Origin of the sequence: Ramlibacter sp., assembly GCF_036383835.1 — a bacterium.
Taxonomy (GTDB): domain Bacteria; phylum Pseudomonadota; class Gammaproteobacteria; order Burkholderiales; family Burkholderiaceae_C; genus Ramlibacter.
This window is the reverse complement of the sequence record NZ_DASVNN010000149.1, coordinates 1-16,297: the sequence shown is the minus strand read 5'-3', so window position 1 is coordinate 16,297 and position 16,297 is coordinate 1. Positions and strand designations below refer to the sequence as shown.

The following is a 16,297-nucleotide window of genomic DNA, read 5'->3' as shown; positions in this document are numbered from 1 at the left end:
TGCAGCGCGACGGCGCGCGCCACCGTGTCGGTCGAACCGCCCGCCGGGAACGGGACGACGACGGTCACCGGCTTTTCCGGCCACGCGGTCTGCGCGCCGCACGCGAACGCGGCGCCCAAGGTGGCCACCGCGACGAGCCTGCCGATCATGGTCATGCGTTTCCTTCGAGTTGCTTGCCCGCGCGCTGGATCACGTTCGCCCAGCGCTTGCCTTCGCGAGCGAGGAACTCGCTCGTCTCCTGCGGCGTGGAGGTCATGACCTCGGCGCCGGATTCCGTCAGCCGCGCGCGGATCTCGGGGGCGCGGATCACCTGGATCAGCGCGGCCGCGAGGCGCTCGGCCTGCGCCTTGGGCAGCGACGCGGGCACCACGATGCCCTGGTAGCTGCCCGATTCGAAGTCCTTCACGCCCTGCTCCGCGATCGTGGCGGCATTGGGCAGCAGCGCGGTGCGCGTGCGCTTGGACACGCCGATCACCTTCAGCCGTCCGCTCTGCACCATGGGCAGGGTCGCCAGCATGCCGTTCAGGCACAGCTGCGTGTTGCCGGCGGCCGTGTCGGCAAGGGCCGCCGCGCCGCCGCGGAAGGGCACGTGCTGCCAGCGCAGGCCGGTGGACAGCGCGATGTCGACCATGCCCAGGTGGTTCGCGGAGCCGGAGCCGGCCGACGACACGTTCATCGGCCTGGTCTTCGACAACGCCACCAGCTCGCTCATGTTCGCGGCCGCCACCGAAGGATGCGCCACCAGCAGGTGCGGCGAATACGCGAGCATCGTCACGCCCTTGATGTCCGACTGCTTGTACGGCAGCTCCTTGGTCACGAGCGGGCTGATCGCCAGCGAGCTCATGTCGGTGAGCATCATGGTGTGTTCGTCGGTCGCCTGCGCGGTGGACTGCGCGGCGATGATGCCGTTGGCGCCGGTCTTGTTCTCGATCACGATCGTGGCGGACAGCAGGTCGCCCAGCGGCTTGCTGATCAGGCGCGCGATGGTGTCGGAGGTTCCGCCCGGCGCGAACGGGATCAGGATGCGCAGCGGCTTGCTGGGCCAGGCGGCGGCGAGAGCGGGCGCGCCCACGGCGGCAGCGGCCAGCGCGGTGCCCGATTGCAGGAAAGTGCGTCGTCTCAGGGTCATGATGTCTCCTCGGTCTCGATCGAAGTGAAAGGCGCGGTGCTCACTGCACCACGTTCTGCAAGGCCTCGCCGTTGCGCAGGCGCTCGATGTTGCGGGCCATGAAGGCGTAGCGGCGCGCCAGCAAGCCATGGGTCCAGCCCGAGATGTGCGGCGTGCAGCGCGCGTTGGGCAAGGTGTGGAAGGGCAGCGCGGAAGGGGCGAGCTCGGTCTGTCCCGCGGTGGGATAGTGGTACCAGACGTCGAGCACGGCGCGGCCGAGGCGGCGGTCGCGCAGCGCGTCGAACAGCGGCTGCTCCTGCACCAGGGGCGCGCGGCCGACGTTGACCAGCATCGCCGTGGGCTTCATCGCCGCGAGCTCGCGCGCGCCGACCATGCCGCGGGTCTGTTCGTTGAGCGGGCAGCACAGCACCAGCACGTCGACGTCCGGCAGCAGTGCCGCGAGATCGGCGACCGGATGGACCGCATCGGCACCTTCGACCGGTTCGGCGCGCCGCGTCACGGCGGTCACATGCAGCCCCAGCGCGCGCAGCCGCGCGGCGGTGGCGCGGCCGATCGCGCCGAAGCCGACGATCGCGGCACGGCGCCCGTACGCCTCGTCGTGGAAGGGGCGCTCCAGGTAGGACCGCGGCCAGTGCGCCGCGTCCAGCGGCACCGGCTTCGTCTCGCCGAAGATCGCGTCGTCCAGCACCGCGTGGCTCACGAACTCCGCGATCGGGATCTCGTGCTCGTAGACGTTGCACACGCGGCAGTCCTTCGGGATCGCGGCGAGCGCGATCGCGTCCATGCCGGCACCGGGCGCCTGCAGCAGCCGGCATTGCAGCCGCGCGGCCTCCTGCGCGTTCAGGCGCGTGGTGACGAGGACGTCGGTGGCGATGGGGCCTTCCGTGGGCAGCGACGCGATGCCGTCGACGCGCCAGGCCTCCCCGAGCAGCCGCTGCAGCAGCGGCACGTGCGGCACGTGCTGGCCGGCGATGGTGACCTGCATCATCGCGCCTTGCCGCTCACGCGCACGACGGCGTCGTCGCGCTTGCGCACGCCGGGCTGCAGTTGCGTGCCCAGCCCCGCGCCCTGCGGCGCCAGCGCCATGCCTTCGCGGATGACGGGCAGTTCGGTCACGAGGTCGCGGTACCAGGTGCTGAGCGTCGCGCGCACCACCTCCTGGAAGATCGCGGTCGGCGCGTGCAGTGCGAGGTGCAGGCCGGCCATGAGCGTCACCGGGCCGGTGCAGTCGTGCGGCGCCAGCGGTTTTGCGTAGGCCTCCGCCAGCGCGGCGATCTTGCGGCCTTCGGTGAGGCCGCCGCACCAGGCCAGGTCGAGCATCACCATGTCGACCGCATCGGCGGCCAGCAGGTCGCGGAAGGGCACGGTGCCGGCGAGCGTCTCGCTGCCGCAGATCGGCGTGCGGGTCTGCCGGCGCAGGTCGGCCAGCGCGCGCGCATCGTCCATCTTCGAGATCGGGTCCTCGGCCCAGAACACGCCGACGTCTTCCAGCGCGCGGCAGATGCGCGCGGCGGCGTGGCTGCTCCAGAGGCTGTGCAGTTCCGCCATCACCTCGATGCGGTCGCCCACCGCCTGGCGCACCTTGACGAAAGGCTCCAGGCCCTTCTTCAGGTCGGCCAGCGAGATCATGTGGCCGCCGGAGGCCGCCGCGTAGTCGTCGAAGGGCCAGATCTTCATCGCGCTGTAGCCCTCGGAGAGCAGGCTCTCGGCGAGCGCGCCGGCGTCGCGCATGAAGGCGACCTGGTCGTCGTAGGGCCCGATGCTGGCGTCGCCGCTGCCGATGGAGCGCCGCACGCCGCCGGCCGTGTTGTACGCATAGCCGGCGCAGGTGTTGTAGGCGCGGATGCGGTCGCGCATGCCGCCGCCGAGCGCGACGTACACCGGCTGGCCCTGGCGCTGGCCGGCGAGGTCCCACAGCGCGATGTCGACGGCGCTGGCCGCGCGCACTTCGGCGCTGGCGCTGTGGAAGCCGAGGTAAGGCGTCATCAGGTGGCGCGACACCGCCTCGATGTGGCGCGCATCGCGTCCCACCAGGAAGGGCGCGACCGTTTCGTGCAGCACCGCTTCCACCGCCTGCGCGCCGCGGAAGGATTCGCCGAGGCCGGTGCGGCCGTCGTCGGTTTCGATCTCGACCCAGATCAGGTTGGGCCGTTCGGCGATGCGGATGGTGCGCAGGGCGGTGACGAGGGACATGGGGGCATTCTCCGAATCGCCTGGCAAACCTGTCAACGAAATGACAAACTTGTCAAACAACTCTCCGCCACTTGCTTCGATGTCCACCACCAGCCTCGGCGACCACGTCTACGAGCAGATCGTCGCCTTCATCGCCCGCGACGGCCTCGCGCCCCACGGCCGCCTGCCCAGCGAGGCCGCGCTCGGCGAGCGCTTCGGCGCCTCGCGGCCGGTGGTGCGCCAGGCGCTCGCGCGGCTGCGCGCCGAAGGGCGCGTGTACGCGCGCCAGGGCGCCGGCAATTTCGTCGGCGAGCCGCTGCCGCTGTCGGGCGTCACCTTCGGTTCGCTGCAAAGCCTGTCCGACATCCGCGCGCTGCTGGACTTCCGCGGCGTGCTGGAGGGCGAGACCGCGGCGCGCGCGGCACTGTGCAAGGACCGGCACCTGCTGCACGCGATCACCGCGAAGCGCCGCCTGTTCGACGCCGCGGTCGCGCAGGGCAAGCCGGCGATCGACGAGGACATCGCCTTCCACCGCGCGATCGCCGAGGCGGGCGGCAACCGCTTCTTCGTGCTGACGATGGCGGCGCTGGAAGAGCAGTTCCGCTACGCGGTCAAGCTGGTGCGCGAGCTGTCGCCGCAGGCGCGGCAGGACCGCTCGCGCGACGTGCGCGAGGAGCACCGCGCGATCGACGAAGCCATCGCCGCGGGCGACCCCCAAGCCGCGCGCGCCGCGATGGACCGCCACCTGCGCGGCGGCGTCGCGCGCCTGTTCGGCGGCTGAGCGCCTCGTCCCGGCATCCGCCGATTCAGGTGTTGGTCTGCTCCGGCGGCACCAGCGCGGGATCGGGCAAGGCGTCGGCGCCGGCCACGTCCTGCTGCGCGGCCGCCGGCGGCGGGGCGCCGAGCACGTAGCTCGTCATGGTGAGCGAACCCATCACACCGCCTTCGACGAAAGGCACGGCGGGCTCGCCCGCGGCGCAGCACAGGCCCGCGAGGTAGGCGAGCGGGAGGAAGTGCTCCGGGGTCGGCACGGCCGCCGCGTAATCGGGATGCCGCAGCACCTCGGGCAGGCGCGCCGGGTCCATCGTCATGATCTCCTTCACCTTCGCATCGAAGCGCTCGCCCCAGTCGTACGCGTTGTCGCGGCGCTGCCGGTCGATGGCGCGCAGGTTGTGCACCACGTTGCCGCTGCCGACGATGAAGATGCCGCGGTCGCGCAGCGGCGCGAGCCGCGCGCCGAGGTCGACGTGGTAGTCGATGTCCTCCGCGCCGTGCAGCGAAAGCTGCAGCACCGGGATGTCGGCCTGCGGGAACACGTGGGCGAGCACCGACCACGTGCCGTGGTCCAGCCCCCAGCTGTCGGTATCGAGCCCGACGAAGGCGGGCCTCACCACCTCGGCGATCTCGTTCGCGACGTCCGGCGCGCCCGGCGCCGGATAGTCGAACGCGAACAGCTCGCGCGGGAAGCCGTAGAAGTCGTGGATCACGCGCGGCCGCTCCATCGCGGTGACGGCGCTGCCGTGGATGAACCAGTGCGCCGAGATGCAGAGGACCGCGCGCGGGCGCGGCAGGCTGCGGCCGAGCGCGCGCCAGGCGGCGGTGTAGCGGTTGTCCTCGAGCGTGTTCATCGGGCTGCCATGCCCGATGAAGGCGGCCGGCATGCGCATGGCGACTCCTTGTTGGCGCCGCCATTCTGGACCGGAAGCCGCCCACGCGAGCGCGGCTTGCGGGCATGATGGGCTCCCATGAACGGGTACCCGCCTCCCAGCAAGCAGTCCGCCCCGCAGCGGCCCGGCACCGGTCCGGGCCTCACTCCGCGAGGCATGCCGCCGCGCAAGGTGTGGGGCCTGTTCCTGGCCGTGCTGCTGATCAATTACCTCGTCTCGACGCTGCTGTTCCCCAGCGGGGATGCGCCGATCACGGTGCCCTACACGGTGTTCCGCGACCAGGTGGGCAAGGGCAACGTCAGCGCCATCTACAGCCGCAACACCAGCATCGAAGGGCGCTTCCGCGCGCCGGTGACCTGGCCGCCGCCGAACGAGCCCAAGCAGGCGCCCGTGCCCGGCGCGCAGCCGCGGCCGCCCACCCGCACCGCCGGGACCTTCACCACCGAGCTGCCCACCTTCTTCGACCGCGGGCTCGAGAACCTGCTGATCGGCAACGGCGTCGAGATCAGCGCCGTGCCCATCCAGCAGGGCAGCGGCTGGGCCACCCTGCTCTACGGCTTCGGGCCGGCGATCCTGATCATCGCCTTCTACGTCTGGATGTACCGGCGCGCCTCGCAGGGCGGCGGCATGGGCGGCGGCGGCATCTTCGGCATCGGCCGCAGCAAGGCGCGGCGCTACGACGCCGACAAGGACAACCGCGTCACCTTCGACGACGTCGCCGGCATCGACGAGGCCGAGAACGAGCTGGTGGAGATCGTCGACTTCCTGAAGTCGCCCGAGAAGTACACGCGCCTGGGCGGCACGGCGCCCAAGGGCGTGCTGCTGATCGGCTCGCCCGGCACCGGCAAGACGCTGCTCGCGCGCGCGGTCGCGGGCGAAGCGGGCGTGCCCTTCTTCTCCATGAGCGCGGCCGAATTCGTGGAGATGATCGTCGGCGTGGGCGCCGCGCGCGTGCGCGACCTGTTCAAGCAGGCGCGCGAAAGCGCACCGGCGATCATCTTCATCGACGAGATCGATGCGATCGGCCGCGCGCGCGGGCAGGTCGCCATCGGCGGGGCCAGCGAGCAGGAACACACGCTGCAGCAGATCCTCACCGAGATGGACGGCTTCACCGGCCGCGAAGGGATCATCGTGCTGGCGGCGACCAACCAGCCCGACGTGCTGGACCGCGCCTTGCTGCGCCCGGGCCGCTTCGACCGCCGCGTGGTGGTGAACCTGCCCGACAAGGCGGGGCGCGCGGCGATTCTGAAGGTCCACGTGCGCAAGGTGCCGCTCGCCAAGGACGTACTGCTGGAGGAACTCGCGCAGACCACGCCGGGCTTTTCCGGCGCCGACCTGAAGAACCTCGTCAACGAAGCCGCGCTGCTGGCGGCACGCCGCAACGAGAACGAGGTGACGCAGAAGGACTTCCACGACGCGCTGGAAAAGATCGTGCTGGGCCCGGAGCGGCCGCTGCTGCTGGGCCCCGACGACCGCGAGCGCATCGCCTACCACGAGAGCGGCCACGCGGTGCTGGGCCTGCTGGTGCCGGGCGCCGACCCGGTGCACCGCGTGAGCATCGTGCCGCGCGGCCAGGCGCTGGGCGTCACCTACCAGCGGCCGCAGACCGACCGCTACAACTATCCCGAGGCCTACCTGCGCGCGCGCATCATCGGCATGCTGGGCGGGCGCGCCGCCGAGGAAGTGGTCTACGGCACCAAGACCACCGGCGCCGAGAACGACATCGAGCAGGCCACCAACCTGGCGCGCAACATGGTGACGCGCTGGGGCATGAGCGACGCGGTGGGGATGGTGCAGCTCGCGGGCGCGAGCAACCAGTATCTCGGCACGGGCGGCGCCTTCATGGGCGAGAAGCCGTTCAGCGAACAGACCGCGAGCCTGATCGACGCCGAGGTGCAGCGCATCATCAACGACTGCCACGAACAGGCCAAGCGGCTGCTGCTCGAGCACCGCGCCTCGCTCGACGGCCTGGTGCGCGCGCTGCTGGAGAAGGAAACGGTCTCCGAACAGGAGATCCTGGAAGCCACCGGCCTGCCGCCGGCGCCGGAGCTGCAAAGCCGGCCGCTGCACGAGCTGGCGATGCCGAAGACCTGAAGCCCCGGTGCTCCGTCACGCCGGCGGGCAGGAATCTAGTGGTGCAGGTCGCGGGAGCGCATCGCCGCGCGGTTGGCCGCGATCCCCTTCATCACCGCTGCCAGGTAGGCCGGCGGCAATTCCCCAGACGGCAAGGCATGGATGCGGGCGGGAGCGTGCCGCACCGGCAGGGCGTCGTCCTCGAGGCCGGCCAGCTCGTACGGTTCCTGCCGCACGCCGCGCAGGATCAACCAGGTGATCAGGCCGGCGACGATGCAAGCCGCGCCCGCGATCCCGGCGACGGCCAGCACCATCGGATCGCTGAACGACGCCAGCACGGCGACGGCCAGCCCCGTGGCGGCCACGAACATGCCAATCAGGAAGGCCAGCACCAGCGGCATGCGGGACGGGGCATTCATCGTGGCGCTCCGGGAACGGGAGGAGCAGCATGCTACGGCGAAAGCCCGTCCGTGCGGGGCCGGACCACCGGTCTCTCCTCCAAATGGCGGTGCCGTCCTACGAGCCGCGCCGCGCGCGGAGCGCGCCGGGGAAAGGCGAAAGCGTCCTACATGGCTGGTCCGCACCCTGACCGACAGTGATCGTCGGGTTCGACAGGGGGAACGAAAGCCATGAAGGAAGACATGAGCATCCTCGAGGCCGTGGCCGGCCTCGGCAGCGACACGGCCATGGAGCGCATGATCCTCGCGCGCCAGCTGCCCAAACGCACGATCGCGCTGGTGCTCGCCGGCGGCCGGGGCTCGCGGCTCATGGACCTCACCGACCGGCGCGCCAAGCCGGCGGTGTACTTCGGAGGCAAGTTCCGCATCATCGATTTTGCGCTGTCCAACTGCATCAACTCCGGCATCCGCCGCATCGGCGTGCTCACGCAGTACAAGTCGCACTCGCTGCTGCGGCACCTGCAGCGGGGCTGGAACTTCCTGCGCGGCGAGCACAACGAGTTCATCGACCTGCTGCCCGCGCAGCAGCGCGTGAACGAGGCCTTCTGGTACCGCGGCACCGCCGACGCGATCTCGCAGAACATCGACATCCTGCGCGCCTACGGCCCCGAGTACATCCTGGTGCTGGCCGGCGACCACATCTACAAGCAGGACTACTCGCTGATGCTGCTGGACCACGTGGAGAGCGGCGCGAAGTGCACGGTGGGATGCATCGAGGTCCCGCGCATGGAAGCCACGGCGCTGGGCGTGATGCACGTCGACGACAACCGGCGCATCACCGCCTTCCTGGAAAAACCCAAGGACCCGCCGGCGATCCCCGGCAAGCCGGACCGGGCGCTGGGCAGCATGGGCATCTACGTGTTCGCGGCCGAATACCTGTACTCCCTGCTCGAGGCGGACATGAACGACCCGGACTCCGAGCACGACTTCGGCAAGAACCTGATCCCGCGCATCGTCAAGGATGGCGGAGCGGTGGCGCACCCGCTGAACCTCTCGGCAATCCCGGCTTCGACACGCAACCACCCCTACTGGCGCGACGTCGGCACGGTGGACGCGTTCTGGGCGGCGAACCTGGACCTCGCCTCCGACATGCCGGAGCTGAACCTGTACGACCGCGACTGGCCGGTGTGGACCTACCAGGAGCAGCTGCCGCCGGCGAAGTTCGTGCCCGACGACCGCGGCCTCAACGGCGAGACCTCCAACGTGCTGATCTCCGGCGGCTGCATCGTGGTCGGCTCCAACATCCGCCGCTCGGTGCTGTTCTCCAACGTGAAAGTGGAGTCCTGCTGCACGATCCACGAGGCGGTGATCATGCCGGACACGGTGATCGGCCGCGGCTCGCGCCTGTCGAAGGTGGTGGTCGACCGCGGCTGCAAGCTGCCGCCCGGCACCGTGATCGGCGAGGACGCCGAGGAGGACGGGCGCCGCTTCCACCGCAGCGACAACGGCGTGGTGCTGGTCACCAAGGACATGCTGCGCGACGGCTCCGGCACGATCGAGTGACGCGACATCCGGAAGCGTGACGGCCCGGGGTTTGGTACAACCCCGGGGTCCCTTCCGCCTTCCTCCATGAATCCCGAAGCCAGCCAACTCTGGTCCGCCCCGCGCTGGGCGCTCGCGCTGCTGCTTGCCCTGCTGGGCATGCTCGGCCCCTTTTCCATCGACACCTACATCCCCGCCTTCTCCGGCATCGCGCGGCAGCTCGGGGCGACGCCGGTGGAGATGCAGCAGACGCTCTCGGCGTACCTGTTCGGGTTCGCCTTCATGAACCTGTTCCACGGCGCGCTCGCCGACAGCTTCGGCCGGCGGCCGGTGGTGCTGTGGGGCATCGCGATCTTCACGCTCGCGTCGGCCGGCTGCGCGCTGTCGAACAGCATCGGCCAACTCGTGTTGTTCCGCGCGCTGCAGGGCCTGTCCACCGGCGCGGGCTGGGTGGTCTCGCGCGCGGTGATCCGCGACATGTTCCCGCCCGACCAGGCGCAGAAGGTCATGAGCCAGGTCACGATCTACTTCGGCGTGGCGCCGGCGATTGCGCCGGTGATCGGCGGCTGGCTGTTCGTGCACGCGGGCTGGCACAGCATCTTCTGGTTCCTCACCGCGATCGGCGTCGCGCTGTGGCTCGCCAACTGGAAGCTGCTGCCGGAGACGCTGCATGCCTCGCATCGCCAGCCCTTCAACGTCGGCAACCTGATGCGCGGCTACTGGCAGCTGGGCGCGAGCCCGCGCTTCCTGCTGCTGGCGCTGGCGAGCGGCATCCCCTTCAACGGCATGTTCCTGTACGTGCTGTCGGCGCCGGCCTTCCTGGGCGAACGCCTCGGCCTCGCGCCCACGCAGTTCTTCTGGTTCTTCCTGCTCACGATCGGCGGCATCATGGCCGGCTCCTTCGCGAGCGGGCGCCTGGCGGGAAAGATCCAGCCGAAGCGGCAGATCCGCTACGGCTTCATCGTGATGGTGTCGGTGTCGCTGGTGAACGTGGCGGCGAACCTGCTGTTCGCGCCGGATGCGCGCTGGGCGCTGCTGCCGATCGCGGTCTTCTCCTTCGGCTGGGCGCTGATGGTGCCGGTGGTCACGCTGCTGGTGCTGGACCTGCATCCGGAGCGGCGCGGCATGGCCTCGTCGCTGCAGGCCTTCATCGGGTCGGCGGCCAACGGCATCGTCGCCGGCGCGATCGCGCCGCTGGTGATGCACTCGACGAAGGCGCTGGCGGTGGCGTCGCTGCTGATGATGAGCGTGGGCCTGGTGGCGTGGCTGTCCGTGAGGGCGAAGTGGCCGGAGACCGGGCGGGCGGCGATCGCTTGAATACGCGTCGGGGTTCGGCTTCGCGCTCACCCCGACCGACGAATACCCGGAGGTCGGTGGTGAGCGCGCGAAGCGCCGAACCCCGACGCAAAGAAAAAGCGGCGCGATGCGCCGCTTCATCAATGCCCTGGGTCCCCGCCTCCGCGGGGATGACGCTTAGCGCCGGCCGCCGAAATCGCCGCGCTCGCGGCGATCGCCGAAACCGCCCTCGCGCCGGCCGCCGAAGCCGCCGCCGCCACCGCCGCCACCACCTTCGCGACGATCGCCGAAGCTCTTCGCACCGAAGCCGGTGTGCTTGCCGTAGCCGTTGCGGTCACCGCCGCCGTGGCGACGCTCGCCCGGGCGACCCGGCTTGCCGCCGAAGCCCTTGCTCGGGGGACGCTGCTCGAAGCGCGACTTCGGCTCCAGGCCCGGGATGGTCTCGGCGTCGAAGCGCTGCTTGCTGTAATGCTCGATGTCGCCGATCTTGCGGCGGTCGCGGAATTCGGCGAAGGTGACGGCGAGGCCGTCGCGGCCCGCGCGGCCGGTGCGGCCGATGCGGTGCGTGTAGTCCTCGCTCTTCATCGGCAGGCCGTAGTTGAACACGTGCGTGATCGTCGGCACGTCGATGCCGCGCGCTGCGACGTCGGTGGCCACCAGGAACTGCACCTGGCCGTTTCGCAGCGCCATCAGGCGGCGGTTGCGCAGGCCCTGCGACAGGTCGCCGTGCAGCGAGACGGCGGCGAAGCCGGCCTGCTGCAGGTCCTCGGCGAGGCCGTCGCATTCGATCTTGGTGCTCGCGAACACGATCGCCTGGTCGATCGAGGCGTCGCGCAGCCAGTGATCGAGCAGCTGGCGCTTGTGGTGCATGTTGTCGGCCCAGAACAGCTTCTGCTCGATGTTGGCGTGGCGCTCGTGCGGCGACGCGATCTCGATGCGCTGCGGCTGGCGCATCACGCGCACGGCCAGTTGCTGGATGCGCGGCGCGAAGGTGGCGCTGAACATCATCGTCTGGCGGCGGTTGGCGGTGAGCTGGTGCACTTCGGCCAGGTCCTCGGCGAAGCCCAGGTCCAGCATGCGGTCGGCCTCGTCGACGACGAGGAACTGCACCTTGTCCAGCTTGATCTGCGAGGAACGCTGCAGGTCGAGCAGGCGGCCCGGCGTGGCGACCACGAGGTCGGCGTTCTGCAGGCGCGCGATCTGCATCTGGTAGGGCATGCCGCCCACCACGCTGGCGATGCGCAGGCCGCGCGTGTGCTTCACCAGGTCGATGGCGTCGCTGGCCACCTGCTGCGCGAGTTCGCGCGTGGGGCACAGCACCAGGGCGCCGGGCACGGCGGCCTTGAAGTGGCGCGGGTTCAGCGGGTTCTTGCGGCCGCTCTTGGCCGGCGCCTCGCCGCCGGCCATCGCTTCCTCGCGCGCCTTGCGCTCGGCTTCCACCTCGGCGGCCTTCTGCCGGATCAGCGTGTCGAGCACCGGCAGCAGGAAGGCGGCGGTCTTGCCGCTGCCGGTCTGGCTGGAGACCATCAGGTCGTTGTAGTTGCCGGCGCCTTGCGACATCGCGCGGCCGATGGCCTGGTCCTGCACGGGGGTGGGCACGGTGAAGCCCAGGTCCGCCACGGCGGCGAGCAGTTCGGGGGCGAGGCCCAGGGCGGCAAAGCCGTTGGCCACGGGGGTTTCCTGGTCGGCGGCGCCGACGGGAATCGTTTGTTCGGTCATGAAAAATCCACACGGCGGCGCCCGGGCGGGCGCGCCGTCATCGAAATGGTTGGAAAACATCAACCATTCCGACGACAAACAGGCGTAAGGCCTGCGGGCCAATCGAGCTCCCGAGAAAGGAAGCGGCCCAGTGCAAGAAGGCAGATGCGCGATTCAGCTGCCGTGAAGCAGCGAAGCCGTCGATTATCGCAGGAATCGGAGGATCGTGCTTGGAGAACCCACGACCCTTGTCATTGCGGGCTCGACCCGCCTTGAACGTTCAGGCCAGCTTCAGGAAGTGCTCGCGGTAGTGCGCCAGTTCGTCGATCGACTCGTGCACGTCGGCCAGCGCCGTGTGCAGCTGCCGCTTCTTGAACGAGGTGTACACCTCCGGCCGCCAGCGCCGCGACAGTTCCTTGAGCGTGCTGACGTCGAGGTTGCGGTAGTGGAACCAGGCTTCCAGCTTCGGCATGTACTTCACCAGGAAGCGGCGGTCCTGGCCGATGGTGTTGCCGCACATGGGCGTGGACTGCTTGGGCACGTAGCGGCCGACGAACTCCAGCAGCTGTGCTTCGGCGTCCGCTTCGTTCAGGGTGGACGCGCGCACCCGCTCGGTCAGGCCGCTCTTGCCGTGCGTGCCCTTGTTCCAGGCGTCCATCAGGTCCAGCTGGGCATCGGTCTGGTGGATCGCGAGCGCCGGCCCCTCGATGCGCGGCTCCAGATGCGGGCCGGTCACCACCACCGCGATCTCGATGATCCGGTCGCGCTCCGGATCCAGCCCCGTCATCTCGCAGTCGAGCCACACGAGGTTCTGGTCGTTCTTCTCCAGGGTCGGCAAGGCAGCGGGGATCGGCTCGGTCATCCGTGGATTGTCGCCGATGCCCTAAGATTTCAGGGATGGATGCTTCCAATGCGCTCACTCTCGCCTTCGCGGCTTTCCTGCTTGCCGGGCTGCTGGTGAAGTTCTGGCTGTCCACGCGCCAGGTGCGCCACGTCGCGCGGCATCGCGCCGCCGTGCCCGCGCCTTTCGCGCAGACGGTGTCGCTGTCGGCCCACCAGAAAGCCGCCGATTACACGATGGCCAAGAGCCGCGTGGGCCTGGTCGAGACGGCCTTCGCCGCGACGGTGCTGCTGACCTGGACGCTGCTCGGCGGCCTCGACGCGCTGAACCGCGCGCTGGCCGGCTGGCTCGGCACGGGCATGGGCCAGCAGCTTGCGCTGCTGGCCTCGTTCGCGCTGATCGGCGGCCTCGTGGACCTGCCCTTCTCGCTCTACAACACCTTCGTGCTGGAAGAACGCTTCGGCTTCAACAAGATGACGTGGAAACTGTGGCTCGCCGACCTGGTGAAGACCAGCCTGCTCGGCGCGGCCATCGGCCTGCCGATCGCCGCCCTGATCCTCTGGCTCATGGGCGCGGCGGGCCCGGGGTGGTGGCTGTGGGCCTGGGGCGTATGGATGGGCTTGAACCTGCTGCTGCTCGTGATCTATCCCACCTTCATCGCGCCGCTGTTCAACAAGTTCCAGCCGCTGGAAGACGAGACCCTGAAGGCCCGTGTCACCGCTCTGATGCAGCGCTGCGGCTTCGCGGCCAAGGGCCTGTTCGTCATGGACGGCAGCAAGCGCAGCGCCCACGCCAATGCCTACTTCACGGGCTTCGGCGCCGCCAAGCGCGTGGTGTTCTACGACACCCTGCTGGCCAAGCTCTCGCCCGGCGAGGTGGACGCCGTGCTGGCGCACGAGCTGGGCCACTTCAAGCACAAGCACATCGTCAAGCGGATCGCGATGCTGTTCGCCTTCAGCCTCGCGGGCTTCGCGCTGCTGGGCTGGCTGGCCTCACGAGCGTGGTTCTACATGGGCCTGGGCGTGCGCCCCAACCTCGAAGGGCCCAACGACGCGCTGGCGCTGCTGCTGTTCATGCTGGCCGTGCCGGTGTTCACCTATTTCGTGTCGCCGCTGCTGGCGCAGTTCTCGCGCAAGCACGAGTTCGAGGCCGACGCCTTCGCCGCGACGCAGACCAGCGGCAAGGATCTCGGCACGGCGCTGCTGAAGCTCTACGAAGACAACGCATCGACGCTCACGCCCGATCCGGTGTTCGTGAAGTTCTATTACTCCCATCCGCCGGCCAGCGAGCGGCTCGCGCGCCTGGGAGAGGGAGCTGCAGCATGACCTCCATGTTGAGGAAGCGGGACGGGTCGCAGCTGTCGCGCCGCGCACTGACGCCGACCGAGATCGTCAAGCGCCTGGCCGACCTGCCGGGCTGGAAGCTCACCGGCGACGGCGACCAGGTCGCGATCGAGCGCACCTGCACCTTCGCCGACTATTACGAGACGATCTCCTTCGTGAACGCGTTGGCCTTCGTCGCCAATGCGCTGGACCACCATCCGGACCTGTCGGTGCACTACGACCGGTGCGTGGTGCGCTTCAGCACGCATTCGCTGAAGGGCATCTCGGAGACGGACTTCGAGTGCGCCGCGCGCACCGATGCCCTGCTGGCATGAGGACGCTTTCACTTGGCTGAAGCAGACGAGACACATACCGGACTGGTGGTGGCCAGCCATGGGCGGCACTGCCTGGTCGAATCGCCCGATGGCGTGCGGACCCTTTGCCACGCGAAGGGCAAGAAGAACGAAGCGGTGGTGGGCGACCACGTGCGCTGGCGGACCACCGGCGACGAAGGGGTGATCGCCCGCGTCGAGCCGCGCCGCAACCTCTTCTACCGGCAGGACGAGATCCGCACCAAGTCCTTCGCCGCCAACCTCGACCAGGTGCTGGTGCTGATCGCGGCGGAACCGGAGTTTTCCGAGATGCAGCTCGCCCGCGCGCTGATCGCCGCGGAAGCCGAGCGCATCCAGCCGCTCATCGCCCTCAACAAGAGCGACCTGGTGGAACCCTTCGAGCGCGCCTGGACGCGGCTGCTGCCCTACCAGCACATGGGCTACGGCGTGCTGCCGCTGTCGCTGCGCGTCTCCAAGGACACCGACCGCGCGCACCTGCTGGGCCACCTGGAAGGCAAGACGACGCTCGTGCTGGGCCCTTCGGGCGCGGGCAAGAGCACCCTGATCAACCTGCTGGTGCCGCAAGCCCAGGTCCTCACCGGCGAGATCTCGCAAGCGCTCAACTCGGGCAAGCACACGACGACCTCGACCACCCTGTACTGGGTCGACGCGGACCGCAAGACGGCCCTCATCGATTCGCCCGGCTTCCAGGAATTCGGCCTGCACCACGTGGACCGCATGCAGTTGCCGGCGCTGATGCCGGACCTGCGGCCGCACGTGCCCGAGTGCCGGTTCTACAACTGCACCCACATGCATGAGCCGAGCTGCGGCGTGATGAACGCAGTGTCCGACACGCCGAATGCCGGCGGCGGGCGCATCGAGCCCAGCCGTTACCGCATCTATCGCAGCCTGTTCGAGGAGCTGTCACAGCCCCGTTACTAAAGCGGGTCTTGCATGGGAGAGCGCCGCCCGCATCTTGGAGGGAAGGAGACGCCCGACAACACATGAGCCAGCTGCACGTCGTTTGCCCGCACTGCCATACCACCAACCGGGTCCAGTCGGACGACCTCGCGAACCGGCCCGATTGCGGCAGTTGCCACCAGGCGCTGTTCACCGGCGAGCCGGCCAACCTCGGAGCGGCCGAGTTCGAACGGCACATCACGCGAAGCCAGTTGCCGGTGCTGGTGGACTTCTGGGCACCGTGGTGCGGCCCCTGCCGGATGATGGCCCCTGCGTTCGAGCAGGCGGCCCGGCAACTCGAACCGCGCATGCAGCTCGTCAAGGTGAACACCGACGAAGCGCCCGGCGTGGGCGCGCGCCTGAACATCCGCAGCATCCCGACCATCGCCCTCTTCGTGGGCGGCCGCGAAGTGGCGCGCCAGTCGGGCGCGATGGGCGCCAACGACATCGTGCGCTGGGCGCAGTCGCAGCTGTCGCGCGCGGCTACGGAGGTTTGATCGCGGGATTTCGTAGGTCGGGGTGAGCCCGGAGGCGAACCCCGACGCCTACCCCAGCAGATTCGCCAGCGTCAACAGCGCCAGCAACACCATCCACAACACCACCGAGCGCCACACCAGCCCCACCACGCTGCGCAGGTGCGCGACATCGGCCTCGCGGCCGGGTGTGCTCGCGGTATCCAGCGGCGGCTCCGTCGCGCGCAGGCCGCCGTTGCTGTTCGCCGCGAAATCCGGCTGGAGCGCCTCGCCCCCCAGCCGCACGTTCACGGCGCCGGAAGTCGCGGCGAGGATCACGCCGTCGTTGTCGTTGGGAAAGCGCTGCGCGTAGTTGCGCCAGCAGTCGATCGCCTCCTCGAAGCTGCCGACCACC

Annotated in this window: 15 protein-coding genes and 1 pseudogene; 8 read left to right on the top strand and 8 right to left on the bottom strand. The window is 69.6% G+C overall.

Annotated features, from left to right (window positions below):
• Positions 1-151: 151 nt before the first annotated feature.
• Genes VF522_RS23140 through VF522_RS23130 form a run of 3 tightly spaced genes read right to left on the bottom strand, consistent with a single transcriptional unit; the run spans position 152 to position 3,322 of the window.
• A complete protein-coding gene (locus tag VF522_RS23140) occupies positions 152-1,129 on the bottom strand; it encodes a Bug family tripartite tricarboxylate transporter substrate binding protein (RefSeq protein WP_330910690.1) in 978 nt (325 codons plus the stop codon).
• A gap of 40 nt (positions 1,130-1,169) precedes the next feature.
• The gene (locus VF522_RS23135; protein ID WP_330910689.1) at positions 1,170-2,117 is read right to left on the bottom strand and encodes a 2-hydroxyacid dehydrogenase; all 948 of its coding nucleotides are present in this window, start codon (positions 2,115-2,117) and stop codon (positions 1,170-1,172) included.
• Positions 2,114-3,322, bottom strand: coding sequence for a mandelate racemase/muconate lactonizing enzyme family protein (locus tag VF522_RS23130; protein ID WP_330910688.1), 1,209 nt, complete (start codon positions 3,320-3,322; stop codon positions 2,114-2,116). Before VF522_RS23130 ends, VF522_RS23135 begins: the two co-directional genes overlap by 4 nt.
• A 79-nt stretch (positions 3,323-3,401) precedes the next feature.
• Here VF522_RS23130 and VF522_RS23125 point away from each other — a divergent pair, with 79 nt between their 5' ends.
• A complete protein-coding gene (locus VF522_RS23125; protein WP_330910687.1) occupies positions 3,402-4,082 on the top strand; it encodes a FadR/GntR family transcriptional regulator in 681 nt (226 codons plus the stop codon).
• Between the two features lie 25 nt (positions 4,083-4,107).
• Here VF522_RS23125 and ygiD read toward each other — a convergent pair whose 3' ends face one another.
• Positions 4,108-4,968, bottom strand: coding sequence for a 4,5-DOPA dioxygenase extradiol (gene ygiD, locus VF522_RS23120; RefSeq protein WP_330910686.1), 861 nt, complete (start codon positions 4,966-4,968; stop codon positions 4,108-4,110).
• Positions 4,969-5,046: 78 nt separating this feature from the next.
• Here ygiD and ftsH point away from each other — a divergent pair, with 78 nt between their 5' ends.
• Positions 5,047-7,062, top strand: coding sequence for an ATP-dependent zinc metalloprotease FtsH (gene ftsH, locus VF522_RS23115; RefSeq protein ID WP_330910685.1), 2,016 nt, complete (start codon positions 5,047-5,049; stop codon positions 7,060-7,062).
• A gap of 35 nt (positions 7,063-7,097) precedes the next feature.
• Here ftsH and VF522_RS23110 read toward each other — a convergent pair whose 3' ends face one another.
• Positions 7,098-7,460 (bottom strand): hypothetical protein, encoded by a 363-nt coding sequence (locus VF522_RS23110; RefSeq protein WP_330910684.1) that lies wholly within the window; start codon positions 7,458-7,460, stop codon positions 7,098-7,100.
• 276 nt (positions 7,461-7,736) lie between these two features.
• Between VF522_RS23110 and glgC the strand changes: the two genes are divergently transcribed.
• Entirely contained in the window at positions 7,737-9,002 is a 1,266-nt protein-coding gene (glgC, locus tag VF522_RS23105) for a glucose-1-phosphate adenylyltransferase (protein ID WP_330910691.1), read from the top strand.
• A 66-nt stretch (positions 9,003-9,068) separates the two neighbouring features.
• Complete coding sequence (locus VF522_RS23100) at positions 9,069-10,298, top strand: multidrug effflux MFS transporter (protein WP_330910683.1); 1,230 nt, start codon at positions 9,069-9,071, stop codon at positions 10,296-10,298.
• A gap of 156 nt (positions 10,299-10,454) precedes the next feature.
• Here the strand turns inward: VF522_RS23100 and VF522_RS23095 are convergent, their stop codons facing one another.
• Entirely contained in the window at positions 10,455-11,996 is a 1,542-nt protein-coding gene (locus VF522_RS23095) for a DEAD/DEAH box helicase (protein ID WP_330910682.1), read from the bottom strand.
• Between the two features lie 259 nt (positions 11,997-12,255).
• On the bottom strand, positions 12,256-12,837 hold the full coding sequence (gene orn, locus VF522_RS23090) for an oligoribonuclease (RefSeq protein WP_330910681.1): 582 nt from the start codon (positions 12,835-12,837) through the stop codon (positions 12,256-12,258).
• Positions 12,838-12,872: 35 nt separating this feature from the next.
• On the opposite strand from orn, the gene VF522_RS23085 reads away from it, so the two are divergent.
• The 4 genes from VF522_RS23085 to trxC all read left to right on the top strand — a co-directional run bounded on the left by VF522_RS23085 (position 12,873) and on the right by trxC (position 15,927).
• Positions 12,873-14,141, top strand: a complete 1,269-nt coding sequence (locus VF522_RS23085) for a M48 family metallopeptidase (RefSeq protein ID WP_330910680.1) — start codon at positions 12,873-12,875, stop codon at positions 14,139-14,141.
• Positions 14,138-14,473, top strand: coding sequence for a 4a-hydroxytetrahydrobiopterin dehydratase (locus VF522_RS23080; protein ID WP_330910679.1), 336 nt, complete (start codon positions 14,138-14,140; stop codon positions 14,471-14,473). The genes VF522_RS23085 and VF522_RS23080 overlap by 4 nt, the downstream gene beginning before the upstream one ends.
• A 12-nt stretch (positions 14,474-14,485) precedes the next feature.
• Entirely contained in the window at positions 14,486-15,412 is a 927-nt protein-coding gene (rsgA, locus tag VF522_RS23075; protein WP_330910678.1) for a ribosome small subunit-dependent GTPase A, read from the top strand.
• Between the two features lie 62 nt (positions 15,413-15,474).
• A complete protein-coding gene (trxC, locus tag VF522_RS23070; protein ID WP_330910677.1) occupies positions 15,475-15,927 on the top strand; it encodes a thioredoxin TrxC in 453 nt (150 codons plus the stop codon).
• Positions 15,928-15,975: 48 nt separating this feature from the next.
• Here trxC and VF522_RS23065 read toward each other — a convergent pair.
• Positions 15,976-16,297 (bottom strand): annotated as a pseudogene (locus VF522_RS23065) (cobalamin biosynthesis protein CbiB); the annotation flags it as partial.

Coding starts and splice junctions, on each gene's coding strand:
- ftsH (WP_330910685.1), top strand. CDS start 5,047: ATGAACGGGTACCCGCCTCCCAGCAAGCAGTCCGCCCCGCAGCGGCCC.
- VF522_RS23125 (WP_330910687.1), top strand. CDS start 3,402: ATGTCCACCACCAGCCTCGGCGACCACGTCTACGAGCAGATCGTCGCC.
- orn (WP_330910681.1), bottom strand. CDS start 12,837: ATGACCGAGCCGATCCCCGCTGCCTTGCCGACCCTGGAGAAGAACGAC.
- VF522_RS23080 (WP_330910679.1), top strand. CDS start 14,138: ATGACCTCCATGTTGAGGAAGCGGGACGGGTCGCAGCTGTCGCGCCGC.
- VF522_RS23130 (WP_330910688.1), bottom strand. CDS start 3,322: ATGTCCCTCGTCACCGCCCTGCGCACCATCCGCATCGCCGAACGGCCC.
- ygiD (WP_330910686.1), bottom strand. CDS start 4,968: ATGCGCATGCCGGCCGCCTTCATCGGGCATGGCAGCCCGATGAACACG.
- trxC (WP_330910677.1), top strand. CDS start 15,475: ATGAGCCAGCTGCACGTCGTTTGCCCGCACTGCCATACCACCAACCGG.
- VF522_RS23085 (WP_330910680.1), top strand. CDS start 12,873: ATGGATGCTTCCAATGCGCTCACTCTCGCCTTCGCGGCTTTCCTGCTT.
- VF522_RS23110 (WP_330910684.1), bottom strand. CDS start 7,460: ATGAATGCCCCGTCCCGCATGCCGCTGGTGCTGGCCTTCCTGATTGGC.
- VF522_RS23140 (WP_330910690.1), bottom strand. CDS start 1,129: ATGACCCTGAGACGACGCACTTTCCTGCAATCGGGCACCGCGCTGGCC.
- VF522_RS23135 (WP_330910689.1), bottom strand. CDS start 2,117: ATGATGCAGGTCACCATCGCCGGCCAGCACGTGCCGCACGTGCCGCTG.
- glgC (WP_330910691.1), top strand. CDS start 7,737: ATGATCCTCGCGCGCCAGCTGCCCAAACGCACGATCGCGCTGGTGCTC.
- VF522_RS23100 (WP_330910683.1), top strand. CDS start 9,069: ATGAATCCCGAAGCCAGCCAACTCTGGTCCGCCCCGCGCTGGGCGCTC.
- VF522_RS23095 (WP_330910682.1), bottom strand. CDS start 11,996: ATGACCGAACAAACGATTCCCGTCGGCGCCGCCGACCAGGAAACCCCC.